Origin of the sequence: Saccharospirillum alexandrii (assembly GCF_043641555.1) — a bacterium.
Classification (GTDB): domain Bacteria; phylum Pseudomonadota; class Gammaproteobacteria; order Pseudomonadales; family Natronospirillaceae; genus Saccharospirillum; species Saccharospirillum alexandrii_A.
In genome coordinates, this window is record NZ_JBHZRJ010000005.1 from 122,272 (window position 1) to 139,267 (window position 16,996).

Here is a 16,996-nt window from a genome sequence, read left to right on the forward strand (position 1 = left end):
TCATAATGTCAACACAGCAGCAGGCGCCCTTACATTAGAGCAGTATGGCCCCTGGGCTTTGGAAGCAGGTGCAGCATCAGGTATTGGAGAGGCGATGGCAACGCGCATCTGGCAGCAGGTATGGCAGGCTTTCAATGGATCACCTACCCGGTTGAAAATATTCAGCTAATTAATAGGCTCCACTGAAGTGGCAACCGTCTTGTACTTACTTGGCGTCATCCCTGTTCTCTTCTTAAACGCATTGTAAAACGATGAACGGGTATTGTATCCGACGGATAATGCGACTTCCAAAACAGTCTGCTCACTGGCTTTCAGCGCTTCTTTCGCCGCCTCAATACGAGCGTCATTGATGTAACTGTAAAAGGTCGTCTGCATTTCCCGGCTCAACACTTGTGATAAGTAATGACCGGAAATGCCAAGTTCAGACGCGAGCGTTGAGGCATCGATATCGGGGTTCAAATAGGATTTCTCTTCCATCATTTTCCGCTCAACCTTATCCGCGATGCGTTTTAGGCGTTCATCGTCAATTGAGGAATTGGCGTATTTTTGCTCAGAAACGTCTGCTGATCCGAGGTCTGATTCGGGGTCCAATTCGGGCTCAGGATCCGGTTCAATATGGGCAAAAACAGGTCTTCTGTTCAATGTCTGCAGGCAAAACATCCAAATAAGCAGAAGGACCAGTAAAGAAAGCGCGGTTTCGCTAATAAGCGGCGTCGATGTAGCGGAGGATGCCCCCAAAACAATGAGTGCATAAAGCCAGGTAACCACCAGCAGGGCGGTAAAGCCGACAAGCCAGTCCAGCCGCTTACCTTCATGGTCCGCAAACTCGGTATTCAATCGCTGGTGATACGCCTTGGTATTTATGACGATTCTACCAAGGTAGAGAAAGCTCAGGATCGTCCACCCGACCAAAAGAAAGGCAAACCCTGCGGAATTAATGCCCACCCAGACCGAAAGCTGCTCCGGGTCGTTAAAGAACATGTTGTTGAAGTCTTCAGTCGGCATTAGGCCAATGGATAGGCTGAGCAAGCCAGCCAGACCAACGGGTATCCAATGGAGCGTTCGTTTCTCGGGTTGTGGCTGAGTGCCATAGGCGGTCAACAGCTGCTGATACCAATAGATCATCGGTAGCAGCAGAAAAAAGACGACGGGGATTGAGGCGATATACAGCCTCGCGAATAGGCCTCCCTGATCCAGCATGAGTGTGCCGGATACCAGCCAACTCATAATAACAATGATGCCGGCAACGAGTTTACTCGGTTTGTGATAGGCCGGATTCAGATAGAGTAGCGATAGAAACAACAGCCCTACACCAACGCTCATCCCGTCGATAAACATCCTTCATTCCCTTGAGATTGATCAAAAACCTGTCCTTCTCACTTGGAAAGGACGATGACAGCGGCAGAAAAACCATAATAGCACCCTCAACTTTTGACGAAAACTGTAAAAAGTTGATGGGCTTTATGGCCAACGAAAGGAGCCACGGTCAACGTCAGTTACAGCCGTTTCCCGGCGCAACGTATTTCGACCGTCATTATTCCATCACTGATTACTTCTTAACTTAACCGGAGAAACCCTAAATGAAACACCCCTTTAAGCTGTCTATTGCCGTTGCTGTCACCTTATCGACTGCCTTGCTAACCGTGGCTGAGGCTGATGAATCAACCATCAATACCAAAGCCTACTTTGGCGGTCAGACGATCGATGACAGTGCCTGGAGTGCACAGGATGGCCATGGCTCGATAGGCGTGCTGACCGATTTTAAGACCGGATTCCATGGCATACGCCTTGCCGTCGACTTATTTGGATCGGGCAGCGAAGACAGTACGACGAGCCAGGTGAAAGGCACCTATACCGCAGCGGCACAGCTGGGGTTGAGAAAGTACATTGACCTGCAATCGAAGTTCAGCCCCTATATTGGTGGCGGTGTTAACTTTGCCTATGCCGCACAGGTGAACAATGACGGGTCGGGAGACATAGAGGAAGAGGACATGGACACTGGGCTGTGGCTGAACGCCGGTGTCGACTACCTACTGACCGACCAATTCACCGCCGGCGTTGACCTTCGCTATGCCACAGCAGAGGTTGAGCTTTACGGCGAATCGGTTGCGCTTAATGCAGCAGCGTTCGGCGTTTCCCTGGGGTATCGCTGGTAGGTCGACCTATCACTATCCCAGGTATCAATAACAGCCAAATGAGAGTTGAGTGCATCTTTGATGCCTCAACTCAACCTGGCGAGCAGGATAAGCCTTCGCAATGACTCAAAAACAGTGTCCTTCTCACTTGGAAAAGACGATTACAGCGGCGGAAAGGCCCAAAATGGCTCCATCAACGTGAAATGAACACTGAGGAAACCAAGAGATGGATACACTGATCAACGAAATGAACCCGGCCCAGCGTCCGTTAAAACCCCTTGCCGGCGCAGCCTTTATCGGCATGGCTTTATGTTATATCACCCTCTTCATTATCTATGGCGCCATATTGAGCACACCGGCAGATGCGACTACCGCCGAGAAGATTGCTTACCTCATTGAAAATAAGGGCCTATTAAACTTTACCTACGTTTTGGGCTACGTCCTTTTTGCTTGTCTGCTGTGCTTCTGCGTTTATGTCATTAGCGGCCTTTACCAGCAGGTGTCGCAACCAGCCATGGCTATGGCCACGCTGTTTGGCTACTTCTGGGTAGTGGTATTGCTATGCACCGGCATGATCGGCATAACTTCACATGAGCTATTGGCAAGCTATAGCACCTCGAATCCCGCTGCAGCAGAGGTGATCTACTATGCCAGAGCCCTGTTGACGGAAAGCCTGGGCGGCGGCATCGAGTTTATCGGTGGGGTGTGGTTGTTACTGTTGGGGGCGATTAGCTGGCGCCACAGCCTGTTCTCAAAGTCCCTATCAGCGTTCACGCTGGTAAAGGGGGCGATCGGCGTAGCAACGCTTTTTTCCGCTGAACCGGTGTTGCGGGATCTGTTCGGTATTACGGGAATCGTATGGTTTCTCTGGATGGGCATGGTCATGATCAGGCAGCCTTCCTGATCAGAGCCTTTGTAAGAAGCCGCTTAAAGTGGGAGTCACGATAAGCAGTAACATTACCCTTGTTAGCTTCCCCGCCTGAGAACGCGACCGGTCCAACCGGCCACTTCCTGACCCAGCGTGGGCAGCCAGGGCTGCTCATTCACGCTCCCCTGGCTTACTCTCTATTCATCATCCGCCAAGCTGGCAATGAATGACTCCCTCCAGTGGTTAATAGCACCACCCGCCAGCGAAGTCGTTACAATAGCCGCCAAGTGATGATCAACAATGAGTGGGGTTCGTAGATGGTTAAGGCTGCAGACGTCGGCATTATCGGAGGGGGGTTGGCGGGTCTGTACAGTGCCTCACTTCTCACGCAGCAAGGGTTTGACGTCACTGTGCTGGAAGCGCGAGACCGGGTCGGTGGTCGCATCCATGGTCTGCCACTCGGCAATGGCGATACGCTAGACCTTGGGCCTTCCTGGTTTTGGCCCCATCAACACCGAATGGCCGGGTTATGCCAGCAACTCGGACTTCCAGTCTTTGAACAATACACGGCCGGTGATGCGCTCTACCAGGCAACCGTGAACAGCGCTATTGAGCGTTTTGCAGGGGCGGGAACGCCTCTTTCCTACCGCATCGACGGTGGTGTGAGCCAGTTAACCCAGGCTCTATATCGGTCGTTGGACAACGGCTGTGTGCATCTGAAGCAACCCGTGCATCGGCTTAACCGGCAAGACGAACTCTGGGAAATTGAAACCCCGACGAGATCCTTCAACGCCAGGCGGCTTATTATTGCTGTACCGCCGAGAGCGGCGCTCGAATCAACACACATTGCCAAGCACCTATCCGTTCCGCTGCAACGCACACTGCGCAACACACCAACCTGGATGGCCGCTCAGGCAAAATTGGTTGCCCACTACGCAACCCCATTCTGGCGGGAGCAGGGCCTGGCGGGTGATGCCTTCAGCCGCGTTGGGCCCCTGGTAGAAATACACGACGCCAGTGCCGGAGAGGATCGCGGGTATGCCTTATTTGGGTTTATCGGCGTCAGTGCTCAACAGCGAGCAACACTGGACCAGGAGGCCTTGCGTCAGGCTTGCTTAAACCAGTTGGGGCACATCTTTGGGGCCGATGCGCTCAACCCCATACAGTCGGTGATTGAAGATTGGAGCCAGCAAGCGTTCACCTGCACGCCGCAGGATTGTCTTGACCCGCCGCAGCACCCTGAGTGTGATCTCAGCGCGTTTTCACAGGAGCTGGCGCACCTGCAGCTGGCGTTTGCAAGCACCGAAGTGGCTGTGCAGGAAGCGGGTTACCTTGAAGGGGCATTGATAGCAGCGCAAGCAGCTGCCACGCGCTAGAGCACACCCGTTTTCTGGCTATTGAGCTCTAGGGCAAACCCGCTTGGCGCCCGGTGCAAAAGGCAGAACTGTCTTAACCGCGCCGTTAGAAGCGGAACTGACCGTGCGAGCGTACTTCGCCAGCAAACCCCGGGTGTACCGGGGGACCGGTGATTGCCTGGCGACGTGCTGCGAAACATCGGCTAGGGCTGCCAAACCCTTTTGGAGAGAGCTCAGGTAAGCCGGGGTTCTTGGTTTTCAGGCAAGCGGCACAAGAAGCAACTACACTACTCCCCATATTCAATGCTGAATTCGCTTAGCGAAGAGGTCGGATATGCGTGTACTGACAGCAGTATTCTTCGCCTTCACTCTGAGTGCCGTTGCAGCAAAAAGCCAGGCAGAACTGGCGATCGTTACCGAGTCGTTCCCGCCATACAACTATATTCAGGATGGGGAGCCAGCAGGCCTTTCAACCGAAGTCGTGACACAAGTACTCAAAACAGCCGATCTCGATGCCTCCATTGATTTTTACCCTTGGGCGCGTGCGTATCAGGTCGCCCTCAACGAGCCCAATACCCTGATATACTCCATTGCCCGCATACCCGAGCGAGAACCCCTGTTTGAATGGATCGGTGTAATTGCACCGTACCGCACATCGTTCTACAAGTTGAAGTCCACCCCCGATATCCAGATCGCCTCACTTGAGGACGCCAAGCAGTATCAGGTAGGCATTTCGCGCGCTGACGTTATCGAGACCTATCTGGTCAATCAGGGATTCACTAACTTGCAGGTATCGGGGCAGGACCGACTGAACGTCCTGATGTTGAATTTTGGCCGGATACAGCTAATGGCCTATGATGAAGCCGCCTTCCCACGCCTGGTCGAAGCCGAAGAGCTGGACATTGATGATTTCGAGCGCGTGTTTCGTATCGAAGGCTTGTCTGGCCAACTCTACATGGCAATGCAACCGGACAGCGACCCCAACCTGATCCGGGCGCTGAAAGACGGCCTGGACACCATCAAGGCCAACGGGGACTACGATGCTATTCATAACCGTTATTTCCTGTATTGATACCGGAATTCGCGAGGCGGCTTCGACCAGGGCGAACGGGTCACCCTAAGCCGCAACGGGCGTGGTGTGGCCAACGAAGACCATGGCTTACGTCGGAAATGGTTACCGGGGCACCCACCCTAGCCCATTAATTCAAGCTATCAGAATCTAATTCTTGATAGCCGCCTAATGTGGGCGCCTAATGTGGATGTCTCGACCGTGATAATCCGAGCGCTTTCACAATCAAGTGGTTGTCCCAATTGTCCTCCTCCATTTAGTCTTTTTTAGCCTCTTTTACCCTTGTTTGAATTCAGCAAACCTTTTTAGTGTGCGTGATGCATCTTGAATTTACAGACAGGTCACAAAAGGTTACCAAACAAGACGATTCATTAGTAATGCCTTAATTAAACTCGACTAAAGTAACTATTCATATAGCGAGCAGTTATATCAAACAGTACTAAACGGCAGTAAGGACGGATAATAAAAAATTATAAGAGGGTCGAGCTATGTCGGTTAACGAGAACAGCATTATCAGCGCAGATAACACGAGGCTGGCAACCTCATCTCGCAGACAATTTTTAGTCGGTAGTGCAGGCACAGTAGCCGGCCTGGGGATTTTGAGCCTGGCGCCCAGTGCCTACGCAGAAAGCGGTCATGCGATCTTTCAAAAGGAATTCATGGCCTGGAAGCAGGCAGATGCTCTTATTGCGCACAGCGATTTCACAGCAGAAACCCGCCGGGATGCCATTGGGCAGGGAGTGGTGACCCCCAGCGACCGGTTGTTCGTGCGTAACAACCTGCCAGCACCGAGCCAATCTATTGTGGCAGACCCAGACCGCTGGGAAGTATCGATCGAAGGTGTTAATAACCCACAGACCATGACCGTGGGCGAGCTCAAAAAGCTGGGCGTAGAATCGGTTACTTCTGTGCTGCAATGTTCGGGGAATGGTCGTGCCTTCTTCCCTCATGGCCCCAGTGGCTCGCCCTGGGAGACTGGCGCGGCAGGCTGTGTGGTGTGGACGGGTGTGCCCTTGCGGGAAGTGGTTCGCGTGACCGGTGGTGTGCTGCCCAATATGAACTACATCACCGGTACCGGTGGCGAAGAGCTACCTCCCGGCATAGACCCAAAAACGATTATGGTCGAGCGTTCGGTACCTACCAGAGCACTGGCTACCGCCATACTGGCGTGGGATATGAACGATGAACCCCTGTCAGTGACGCATGGTGGCCCGCTGCGGCTGGTTGTGCCTGGCTATTACGGGGTAAACAACGTTAAGTACGTTAAACGAGTCGCCTTCACCGAAGCACAAAGTGAGGCGAATATTCAGGTGTCCGGTTACCGGGTAAGGGACATTGGCATGGGTGGCGCAGCGGATCAGCCTTCAATGTGGGAAATGAACGTTAAGTCCTGGGTAACAACGCCGTTGGATTCAGTCGCGACAGGTCGGAATATGATCTACGGGGTAGCCTTTGGGGGTGTGAACGCTCTTGACCGTATCGAAGTCTCGACCGACGGTGGCCAGCGCTGGCAACGTGCACGTTTCCTGGGCCCAGACCTTGGGCCTTACGCATGGAGACCCTTTGTGTATGAGACTGACCTCGGCAGCGGCGACCATTTGGTCGTCACCCGTGCTACTGACAATATGGGCAATACGCAGCCGAGAGATCGTACCGAAAACCATCGTGGCTACGGACACAACGGTTGGTTTGATCATGGCGTTACTCTAACCGCCAGTTGATGTGCCGACATTAACCTGGGCCTGTTTTTCAAACAGGCCTTTTTAATGACCGGCTTTATACGTTTTAAACCTTGAGGAAGTAGCATGCACATAGGTGCAATAGTAATAACCGCAACAGCCTTAATGCTCTCTGGCGGTGCGATGGCTGATGAGCAACTCGAGATGGGCAAAGCCGTTTACATGGAATCAGTACCGTCTTGTTCAGTTTGCCACACACTGAATAATGCGGGATCGGCGGGTCAAATTGGTCCAAACCTGGACTCGATAGCCCCAACTGCGGACCGAGTGTATTCAGCAGTGACTCAGGGCGTTGGCATTATGCCGTCGTTTAGTGAATCGCTGACCGAGGAGCAACGACGCGCCGTGGCGTACTACGTCTCTCAGGTAGCGGGCCAATAGCCACTGCGCGGACCAGGCCCAGATGTGCAAAAATTGCTAAGCTCATTCAGGTAGCATTAGCGCTAACGGCATATCAGTAGAAGCTTAAACAGGGACAACAGTATATTCCCTGGTATTTCGACTTTTCCAGCCACGGAAGTCAACCGAGCCCTGATGGGATTTCCACCTGAACGCTTGCTGTGACTTCATATACCGTATCAGCTCACTCTGGAGTCCTTCACATTCCAGGACACGCCCACCGGGGGTTGGACTACCTGCCACTATGATGAATATCCTACTAGATCTTTCCTATTAGCTCCTATGCAGCTCACTTCGAGCCTCTTAAATACTTTGGTTGGTTTTTTCCCGCTGCCCGCTATGATGGATGTACTGATAGACCTTTCATTTCACGATGAAGAAAACGTAATCCGAGCTCCGGAAGCGGGAGACATTCGTGAAAACAGCTGCACCGAAACGGGGAGAACACAAACCATGAAGATAGAACCATCGATCAATGTTCTCGGCGGAACGCTTTCGCCTTGCTCCGACGACCCGCTGACCGGGTTTTTTCGAGATGGGCACTGTAATACCTGCGCCGAAGACCAGGGCAGCCATACGGTCTGTGCATTAGTGACGGAGGAGTTTCTGGCCTTCTCGAAATACGTCGGCAACGACCTGAGCACGCCTCGTCCGGAAGTCGGTTTCCAGGGGCTGAAGCCGGGCGACCAGTGGTGTCTTTGCGCCAGTCGCTTCCTGCAGGCCCACGACGAGGGCTGTGCGCCGATGGTGAATCTGGAAGCCACTCACAGGAGTGCGTTATCAATCGTGCCGCTGGAGGTACTGAAAGCCAACGCACCCCAGTGAGCCCCGAGGGTTTGAGACTGCTTGGGCAGTCAATTGGGACACCCACCCGAATACTTTGATAGTCGCATAATGTAGCTGTCTCAACAGGACCGAGACTGATCTTTCCTACTGCCCACTATGATGGCTGTCCATGTAGTTCTCTATTAGTCTCTGGGTATCCGGCTAAGCCACTAATATGCCTGTCTCATTAGCCCTTCACATCAACATGCTAATCAGCAGCGTCATCACCCCTGGAACAAGCAACTTCACCATTGTACCAAAGGCAGCGTCTTCATCCTTGAGTTCATCAGCAGACTTGGAGATTTCTGAACCGTTAATAGCGGTTTTGCTGATCTGGTATTCTGCACTTTCGCCCGATGCAACGCGCCCGAATAGGGATAGGCAAAATAAGCCAATTGGCGTAATAGCTACCCAAAATAAAACGTCTTGATAGGTTATTCCGGAGTCTTTTCGCCAAAACCAAACTGCAGCCCCGATCAACAACATTCCAAGTGTATACGCGGCTGATTCGACTAGAAACTTAACGTATCGATTCTTCATTTCTTAGACTCCCTGATTCGCAATAGCACATACTGTCAAATATACGAGCAGTAGATCACTGCATAATGACCGCTGAATACCTACTTGACAATCTACCAGGTCGGCAGGAACCCATACAAAGCTACCGGTGTTTAATGAAGTGCCACATTGTCGTGGCACCCACCTTAGTTCATTACTTAAAACTATTGGAAGACTATCCCTGATAGCTGGCTAACAGTGTCACCTGCAGGCCCACGACAAGGGCTGTGCGCCGATGGTAAAGCTGGAAGCCACTCACAGGAGTGCGCCATCAATTGTGCCGCTGGAAGTACTGAAAGCCAACGCGCCCCAGTGAGCCCCGAGGGTCTGCGACTGCCTGAGTGCCCCGAAGAATCAGGCAGCCCATACATATCTATGGAAGGCCGCATTTGGCATCCGAACGAAGTCCGAGTAAACTGAATCGGTCACTCACCAACAAAAGGAGCTCCGCATGCAGTCCGCTGCAGTTATGTGCGTATTAAGTTACGCATACCAACTTGGAGACCCACGCAAAGCGATTCTGGCCGTTTAACGCACAGAATACGCTGACCTTTCCAACGCCGATCAGTGTTCATCTGTGCTTCGTATTGAATTGCACACAGGTGAGTTATGTCTTTAATTTCCTTATTCGATGTCTCCTATCAGGCAGGCACCAAATCTCTATTCAGTCAGCTATCCGTTTCCATAGAAGCAGGAGACCGTATTGGTCTTGTTGGCCATAATGGCTCCGGCAAATCCACACTGTTGGCCTTGATGGCGGGTGATCTGGAACCCGATGACGGACGGGTCCAGGTTCAGCGCGGGTTGGTCATCGGTCGGGTTGAACAGTTTTTGCCGTCTGAATTGAACCCCATTCCACTGCACGATGCGGTCATAGACGTATTGCCGGCAGCCAGGCAGCTTACCGAAGGCTATCGCGTTGAAAACCTTCTGACCGAACTGGGTTTTAACGAGTCGCAGTGGGCATTGCCCATGGCGAGCCTCAGTGGTGGGCAGAAGAACCTGGCACTGTTTGCCCGTGCCGTCTTGCTGGAACCGGAGCTGCTGTTGCTCGACGAACCCGGTAACCACATGGATAGCACGGCAATGTGGCATCTGAAGCGCTACCTACAGAAACCAGACGTGCCAGGCTTTATCATGATTTCGCATGATCGGGACCTGCTCGACAGCGTCACACAGCGGACACTCTGGCTGCGAGATGAGCGTACCTACAGCTTCAACGACAGCTACACCGTTGCCAAAACGCGGCTGGCGGAACAGGATGAAGCCGCAGAGAAAGCCCGCAAGGCAGAGGAGCAGCAGATCGACAAACTCCAGCGCAGTGCGAAACGCCTGGCGCACTGGGGAAACGTCTATGACAACGAAGATCTGGCCCGAAAAGCCAAAACCATGGAAAAGCGGATTGATCGGCTTGAGTCCGAAAAGACCTTTGTTACCACTGGGACTGGCCTATCACTCAACATCGATGCCGAGCTGCTGAAAGCACGTCAACTGTTCATACTGGAAAACGAAAGGGTGACAGCTCCGGATGGAACAGAACTGTTTCATGTCGAAGAGCTGCTGTTTCGGCCAGGCGACCGAATTGCGCTGCTGGGCGTCAATGGTGCCGGTAAATCCAGCGCCATTCGCTGCATGATTGAAACGCATCAACGGCCGTCGGATCAACAAACGACAACCCGATTCAACCCCAATGTGCGAATTGGTTATTTCGACCAGGAACTCGAACGGTTCGAATCGGACCAGTCCATTCAGGATTGGGTTCGTGAGCAAACGAGCGCCGGTGACGATGACATTCGTCAGTCGCTCATCCATTGGGGGTTCCCTTATCTGGATCACAGTCGGTCGGTACGGATTCTCAGTGGGGGCGAGAAAGCCCGCCTGTTGCTAATGACCTTTCAACTGGATCAGCCCAACCTGCTGATCATGGATGAACCCACCAACCACATTGATCTGCAGGGAAAAGAAGAGCTCGAAGCCAACCTCATGCAACCCGGGTTGTCGCTGTTGTTTACCTCACACGATCGCCGATTCATTGAGCGGGTGGCGACCCGATTCTGGTGGATTCATCGTGGGCAGTTGATTGAAGTTCATGATCTCGGCCAATACGATGACGTCTTTGGCTCACACGATCATGTTGGTTCATCGCAAAAAGGAACTGGTTCTGATGCACCTCGCCATACAACACCGGATTCGCAAATGGATGATCCGGACCGGTTGCTGGAACGGATTATCGAACTGGAGCAGAAACTGGCCGATGATCAAGCCCGAAAACCGAAATTTCAGAAACCCGAACGTCAGAAGCAATGGCAGGAAGAGCTGGCCCGATTAATGGCGAGGCTTGAAGTGTCGGGAGGGTGACTACCACAGCCTGAAATTCGATCTGAATCCGACTTAGTCGGGAGGTAGCCAGGCCTCCCGGCCTGGTCCAGGCAACTCAGGCAATGGCAGTCTATACCGCCGACGACCTAAGGTGAAACCGTAAACCAGCTTTCGAATGTTCCACCTTCAATACGATCACCAGTGGGTACTTCCCCCCGTAGAAAATTGCCGTCCAGGCTTCGCCCGACTTCATCTACAATAAAATCTCCCTTAATGACTATCTTGTACAATCCGGGAAACCCCAGAACATCAAAATAGTTGGTTCTGACAAGCTGGATTCCCATGACAGTGTCTTCCAATGGGTCTGCATCCACGGTAAAAGACGTAATAACGGAGTCTGAATCTACAGAAACCGCTGAAACGCCATTGATGTCTATATCCTCTTCCAGCTCCCAGACTCCACCGCCGCTGGTATCGTTTGAATCGTTGTACTTAAACAGCTGAACGACAAGGTTGACCCCGGAAGGGACAAGTGAATCACTCACTACTTCCCCTGAGAACCAAAGAACCAGTCCATCCACTTCAAAATCAGAGACCGATACTTGCCCGTTGTGTTGCCAGTTAAGATACTGGATATGTGTCAGATCATCTGGAATAACGCTTTCAATATTCGCTACAGAGGTTTGCAATTGCGTTATGCTGCTTTCGACGGTATCAACCTCGGAATTAACAGTATCAATATCGGCATTGATATCACCTATCTGCGTTTCGACCACACCAACACGAGCAGCGTTATCATCGACTCCTGTCTCTAACGCAGAAAAGTTTTCATTAACATCGGCGGCTACTGCAGGCTCGCCTGCAACGAAAACATTTGGAATATCAACCTCACCCGCCCATGCTACCTCGCCCGCTAAGCACAATGTTGCACAGATCAATCCTATAGGTACATGGTTCATTGCCATTCTCCCTCATTCCAGACCAATGTTCCCCAGGTTCTGCCTGCGGTATTAGTATTATCGGTGTCGTTGTTATCGTTGCTTGAGCTAACATCATTGCACCCATAAATAGCGACAGACACCAAAAAACCAGCCAGCAATAAGCCAAGACTCTTTGTAATTCGGTTCATTCCATACCCTTCTGAACAGGTTAAGGAGAAGTCGAAGAATAGTTTATAGCTATGAGGAATCAAGAAACAGCGCTAGCGGGACACGCACACCAAGTTAAATGGTGAAATGCGATCTAACCCATTGCTTGATAGTTGTTTAACGTGGGTATTTCACCAGGCCCCCACCTAGCTTCATACCACAATGTCCCATTCTGCCTCCAACTCCGCAGAGCTGGAGCTGGAAGCGACAAATTCGGCTTCCACCAACTGCCGCAACTCTGGGCTCCCGACGTTCCGATAGAGCCTGTCTGTAGAATTCTGAGGGTGCCCAGCAATGTAAAGCTGAGTGGTCAGGTCCTCGAACGCCTCGCCCTTCACCATGAAGTGAATGTGCGGTGTTCGGCCCGGGTACGGAACCGGCTTGATGGTGCGGAAACGGTAGCGACCGTTAGCATCGGTCGTTGTTGTGCCGAAGCCCTGGAAATTCGGGTCCTGGATCGCGTTACTAGGGTCGCCCTGGTGATGGTAGCGGCCGTTGGCGTCGCATTGCCAAATCTCGACCCGCGCCTGGGGCACGGGTGAACCGCTGTGGTCGAGTATGCGGCCATAGACGTTGCAAATAACGCCCTTCGCCTGCTCACCATCATTAACCACAGTCAGGTCATTGTCGCGGTCGAGCGGCAGCTCATCCGGGTAGAATGGGCCAGCAGATTGGGGCGGAGTAAGAACGAAATGCCCTGCCGCACGCAGCAAGGGTGCCGGAAGCAACAGCGGCCCGGATGCAGCCAGGCCGAACAGGAAGCGGCGGCGATTGGTGTCGGTCATGTCGATTCTCCGGATAGTTGGGCGATTAGAGAATCAATGTAGCAGGTGCGGCCCTGTATTGTAGCCTGGGGCTCACTAAACGTTAACTGAGGTGGGTGTCACGTAAACGTTCGCCCTCTAAAGTGGATGTTTCAAAAACGTTAAGCGTGCCTAGCTTATGGCATACTACACACTCCTTGTTACCGAACCCGGACGCTACCATGGCTAAAAGCGTACTCCGCGCCCCCACCGCCCTTATCCTAGTAACAGCCATAGTGGGCTGTCAGCCTGATGGCTCCGACACAAACGGATCCCGTCAAACACTGAACGGCTGCGAAGTCGATGCCTACCAGGCCGACATGCTGGACCAGGTAAACGCCGCTCGTGCCACCCCGCGAACCTGTGGCGATACCGACTTTCCTGCCGCCCCTGCCCTGAACTACCAGTGTGATCTGAACACAGCCGCAGAGCGACACAGCCAGGACATGGCCACCAATAACTTCCACAGCCATATCGGCTCTGATGGCCTAGAACTTAAAGACCGGGTTAACGCGACCGATTATGACTGGAGCACGATCGGCGAGAACATCGCAGCCGGGCAGCGAATGGTGACAGACGTTATGGAAGACTGGCTAGGAAGTGAAGGCCACTGCAAAAACATCATGAATGACCAATTCGAACATTTTGGTGTGAGCAGAGCGGACAATGAGGCAGCCGATTTCCAACGGTATTGGACTCAGGTGTTTGGCGCTGAGCGTTGAGGACCTGACTGAGACGCCCATGTCAATTAATTAACAAAAGCTATCGCAAACCTCATATTGATAGCTCCCGATGTGTGAAGCTCGACAAAGATGAGTAGAAGCGCCAATCACCATGTGCTTTCCGGCACAGACAACTGCTGGTCAAATACAATGTCGTTTTCCGTATGCTTACAACACTCTCCTTCATGACGGTAGTTCTTACAACCCCAGAATAGACCATGACGACCTTTCCGTTGAACCATCTCGGCACCGCACTTAGGACAAACGGGCACCCAGTTCAGGCAGTTGGGGTTGATACAGATTTTAAAGCGCCCGGCCCGACGCATCTGAGACTCACAGCGCTGGCACCCCCTTTCCTTGTGTGTGCAGAGAGGAAACTTGGTGCAGCCAAAGAAGCTCCCAAACTGGCTTTGCTTCTGAACCATGGTGCCGGTTTTGCACTTCATGCATTTTAGAATATGCAGCAATTGTTGACTGAGTGAGGTTTCAAACTCATTTAACTCAATGTCATATTTGTCTTTCAGCAGCTCAACCACAAAGCTTGAAGCAACAGCCATATCAGCAATCAAGTACACACGATGCCTGGCACGAGTCAGAGCAACGTAAAACAGTCGCCTCTCTTCCGCATCTTTGTAGGTCTCCAACGGGGGTAGCAATGCTTCTAGAAGAGGATGCGTAGTTTTTCCGGTGGGAAAGCCAAACTTCCCGGTTTCCAGACCAAGAACGACAACATAGTCCGCCTCTTTACCTTTTGAAGCATGCACCGTATGAGACTCAATTCTAATCGACGGGTAGCGCATCGAAAGTCGTTCCAATTCAGTCTTCTTTGGTAAGCTGAATCCATTGCGCCCCAACAAGTAAACGCTACTGCCTGGCTCGGCAGAAGCCGCTATTCGAGAGACTACCTTTTCGACACGGCTGGCATCGACAGTATTATTTGGCGGTCGGTTATCCTCCCGTAAAAGTGATACTGTCGGTTTGTTAACCTCTCTCAGTGTATTAAGCTGCTTAGCCAGCTGAACCGGGTTTTGCAACACGAACCGTGATGCCACCTTGCTGATGCCATTGTTGAAACGAAAGGTGAGGTCCAGGTTTGTCACATTTGTGGCACCGAACTTTTCCCGGAATGAGGTTGTGAAGTTAAGGTCGCTGCCAGTAAACCGATAGATCGCCTGCCAATCGTCTCCGACACAGAATAGCGAACATCCCGTTGCAGAATCACGCAAGCTGCGAATCAACCGCGCACGGGCTTCGGAAATGTCCTGAAATTCATCTACCAGTATATAGCGCCAGGAGCTTCGGAAACGCCCCTCTCTAACATACTGAATGGCCTTACCAATCATATCGTCGAAATCGATGTGTCCTTCCCGCTTTAACAACGCCTCGTAGTCGTTCAGGATGGGAGTTAGAAGTTTCATCGCCGCATCCAACTGCATAGAGTTATTGGCCTGTGCGATGACAGCTTCTACCTGCCCCTGTTCGTAGCAATTAGCACGGTAGCGTTTTAGCAAATCGGTTAGCAATATGGCGAAATTACTGATAGCTCCAAATTCTCGGAGAGTAGCCAGTACTGATTCCTGCGGAAGAGGCGCGCAAGTTATGTTCAACGCTGCCAGTTGCGCATCAATAGCATCAAACAACCGACCTTCCTGCCACTCATAGTGGTACAGCTCCAACAACCGTGTGCCGTTTTCAGAATGCAGCTCACGCTTCCAGACCATGCTCTGATGGTACTTCTCACTGTCTACATAAGGTGCTGTGTTTCCTTTTCGGTCAATCCCGTAATACTCGATATATACCCCTGACTCTGGCAAATAGAAGTCAGGTTGATACTGCCGATAAAGTGGGCTAGCCGTACGGTACTCATAGGCTGCCTCGTACTGGTATTCAACGCCCTGCTTGAACAGGTAATTGGCAACCAGACACTCACCCAGGCTTTTAACGGATTCGCCCTTCAGCGTGCGAATTTCGTTGGCAATGATGTGGTCGAAATACTCACCTTCCGTCTCGAAATCAAACGGGTTAGCTGTCGGGTACAGGTACTTCTCAAAGTATTTAAGGGTCAGTTTCTGGTACGCTGGTGTATTCAAGTGCTCCTCAAGCCACTGGTTTACTTGCAGCGCCAACGCCTTGTCATCTTCCGCCAGTGGTGTCAGAGAAGGCTGCGGTCCTTCCACTGCCGCTATGATCTCCTTACCCAGCTTGTGAAAGGTACTTGCGGTGATTCCGCACTTACCTAATCGGTGATTGATGCGATCCTGCATCTCGTTTGCTGCCTTGTTGCCAAATGCCAGCATCAGAATGTCATTCGCCTTAGCTTGACCACTCTTCATCAAGTAGCCTGCCCGACCAACCATAACACTGGTCTTGCCCGTACCTGCTCCTGCCAGCACCAGGTTATTATCTTCGTCTACAACGCAGGCTTCCCGCTGACGCTCAGTAAGCGGCTGACTCTCCACTACATCGAAAAAATCTGAATAACGTTGCAGTTGGCGAGTTACATAGCGCTGCTGTAATCCCTGTAGATCTTCATCCTGCCAGCAGGCGACATCTGCCACCCACTTGAACGGGACGCCTTGCACCTCAGTACACCATTCAGGCTCAGGTACTCGCACAAAACTTGCATGCGCCTGCTGCGCCATTGCCCTGGCCGCTTTAAAACGCGACTCGCGGGGATAACCTTGGGTTAACACCGCCCGGATACCTTCTGCACTTCTTTCCACAACCGGCGCCAACTGTCTGAGCCAGTGTTCACGCAACCACCAGAACAGTGTCCGCCCCTCTTTCTTACGCAGCCCATAGAGGGATTTGGACCCAGTAGAGGTTCGCAGTTCAAGCCTGGCGAAGAGTGCTCCCTCCTGAAAAGCCGTTTCATGGGCCAAAGACTCCGCCAGAGTCAGATACTTTTCACCATTAATCACCACCTGAACGCCTTCATTGGTTATCTGGAAGGTCGCAGATTTTGCGCCAAAGATACGCAACAGCCAGTGTGGCGTTATGTGTTTAGAAGCGTTCTGTGAATTCATATGCCGTAACAGCTCACTCAAGAGTCCTTC

At 52.1% G+C, this 16,996-nt stretch carries 15 protein-coding genes; 10 read left to right on the forward strand and 5 right to left on the reverse strand.

Annotated features, from left to right (window positions below):
* Window positions 1-165 precede the first annotated feature (165 nt).
* A complete protein-coding gene (locus ACHUE7_RS17590) occupies window positions 166-1,338 on the reverse strand; it encodes a helix-turn-helix transcriptional regulator (protein ID WP_394171189.1) in 1,173 nt (390 codons plus the stop codon).
* 242 nt (window positions 1,339-1,580) lie between these two features.
* Between ACHUE7_RS17590 and ACHUE7_RS17595 the strand changes: the two genes are divergently transcribed.
* The 7 genes from ACHUE7_RS17595 (at window position 1,581) to ACHUE7_RS17625 (ending at window position 8,390) form a co-directional block, all read left to right on the forward strand.
* Window positions 1,581-2,156, forward strand: a complete 576-nt coding sequence (locus tag ACHUE7_RS17595) for an OmpW family outer membrane protein (RefSeq protein WP_394171190.1) — start codon at window positions 1,581-1,583, stop codon at window positions 2,154-2,156.
* Window positions 2,157-2,361: 205 nt separating this feature from the next.
* Entirely contained in the window at window positions 2,362-3,039 is a 678-nt protein-coding gene (locus tag ACHUE7_RS17600) for a hypothetical protein (protein ID WP_394171191.1), read from the forward strand.
* 281 nt (window positions 3,040-3,320) lie between these two features.
* Entirely contained in the window at window positions 3,321-4,379 is a 1,059-nt protein-coding gene (locus ACHUE7_RS17605) for a flavin monoamine oxidase family protein (protein ID WP_394171192.1), read from the forward strand.
* Between the two features lie 313 nt (window positions 4,380-4,692).
* Window positions 4,693-5,430 carry a substrate-binding periplasmic protein gene (locus tag ACHUE7_RS17610; RefSeq protein ID WP_394171193.1) on the forward strand — a complete coding sequence of 246 codons (738 nt, stop codon included), beginning with the start codon at window positions 4,693-4,695 and terminating at the stop codon, window positions 5,428-5,430.
* 485 nt (window positions 5,431-5,915) lie between these two features.
* Window positions 5,916-7,148 (forward strand): SorT family sulfite dehydrogenase catalytic subunit, encoded by a 1,233-nt coding sequence (gene sorT / locus ACHUE7_RS17615; protein WP_463559079.1) that lies wholly within the window; start codon window positions 5,916-5,918, stop codon window positions 7,146-7,148.
* A gap of 162 nt (window positions 7,149-7,310) precedes the next feature.
* The gene (sorU, locus tag ACHUE7_RS17620) at window positions 7,311-7,547 is read left to right on the forward strand and encodes a SorU family sulfite dehydrogenase c-type cytochrome subunit (protein ID WP_394171466.1); all 237 of its coding nucleotides are present in this window, start codon (window positions 7,311-7,313) and stop codon (window positions 7,545-7,547) included.
* Window positions 7,548-8,018: 471 nt separating this feature from the next.
* On the forward strand, window positions 8,019-8,390 hold the full coding sequence (locus ACHUE7_RS17625; RefSeq protein ID WP_394171195.1) for a DUF2237 family protein: 372 nt from the start codon (window positions 8,019-8,021) through the stop codon (window positions 8,388-8,390).
* A gap of 195 nt (window positions 8,391-8,585) precedes the next feature.
* Here ACHUE7_RS17625 and ACHUE7_RS17630 read toward each other — a convergent pair whose 3' ends face one another.
* Window positions 8,586-8,930 (reverse strand): hypothetical protein, encoded by a 345-nt coding sequence (locus ACHUE7_RS17630; RefSeq protein WP_394171196.1) that lies wholly within the window; start codon window positions 8,928-8,930, stop codon window positions 8,586-8,588.
* Between the two features lie 223 nt (window positions 8,931-9,153).
* Here ACHUE7_RS17630 and ACHUE7_RS17635 point away from each other — a divergent pair, with 223 nt between their 5' ends.
* Window positions 9,154-9,264 (forward strand): DUF2237 family protein, encoded by a 111-nt coding sequence (locus tag ACHUE7_RS17635; RefSeq protein ID WP_394171467.1) that lies wholly within the window; start codon window positions 9,154-9,156, stop codon window positions 9,262-9,264.
* Window positions 9,265-9,557: 293 nt separating this feature from the next.
* Complete coding sequence (locus tag ACHUE7_RS17640; RefSeq protein ID WP_394171197.1) at window positions 9,558-11,306, forward strand: ABC-F family ATP-binding cassette domain-containing protein; 1,749 nt, start codon at window positions 9,558-9,560, stop codon at window positions 11,304-11,306.
* 107 nt (window positions 11,307-11,413) lie between these two features.
* Here ACHUE7_RS17640 and ACHUE7_RS17645 read toward each other — a convergent pair whose 3' ends face one another.
* Entirely contained in the window at window positions 11,414-12,226 is an 813-nt protein-coding gene (locus ACHUE7_RS17645; RefSeq protein WP_394171198.1) for a hypothetical protein, read from the reverse strand.
* 341 nt (window positions 12,227-12,567) lie between these two features.
* Window positions 12,568-13,200, reverse strand: coding sequence for a dioxygenase family protein (locus tag ACHUE7_RS17650; protein ID WP_394171199.1), 633 nt, complete (start codon window positions 13,198-13,200; stop codon window positions 12,568-12,570).
* A 200-nt stretch (window positions 13,201-13,400) separates the two neighbouring features.
* Here ACHUE7_RS17650 and ACHUE7_RS17655 point away from each other — a divergent pair, with 200 nt between their 5' ends.
* A complete protein-coding gene (locus ACHUE7_RS17655) occupies window positions 13,401-13,940 on the forward strand; it encodes a CAP domain-containing protein (RefSeq protein ID WP_394171200.1) in 540 nt (179 codons plus the stop codon).
* A gap of 107 nt (window positions 13,941-14,047) precedes the next feature.
* On the opposite strand, the gene ACHUE7_RS17660 is transcribed toward ACHUE7_RS17655, so the two are convergent.
* Window positions 14,048-16,987 carry a UvrD-helicase domain-containing protein gene (locus ACHUE7_RS17660; RefSeq protein ID WP_394171201.1) on the reverse strand — a complete coding sequence of 980 codons (2,940 nt, stop codon included), beginning with the start codon at window positions 16,985-16,987 and terminating at the stop codon, window positions 14,048-14,050.
* Between the last annotated feature and the right edge of the window lie 9 nt (window positions 16,988-16,996).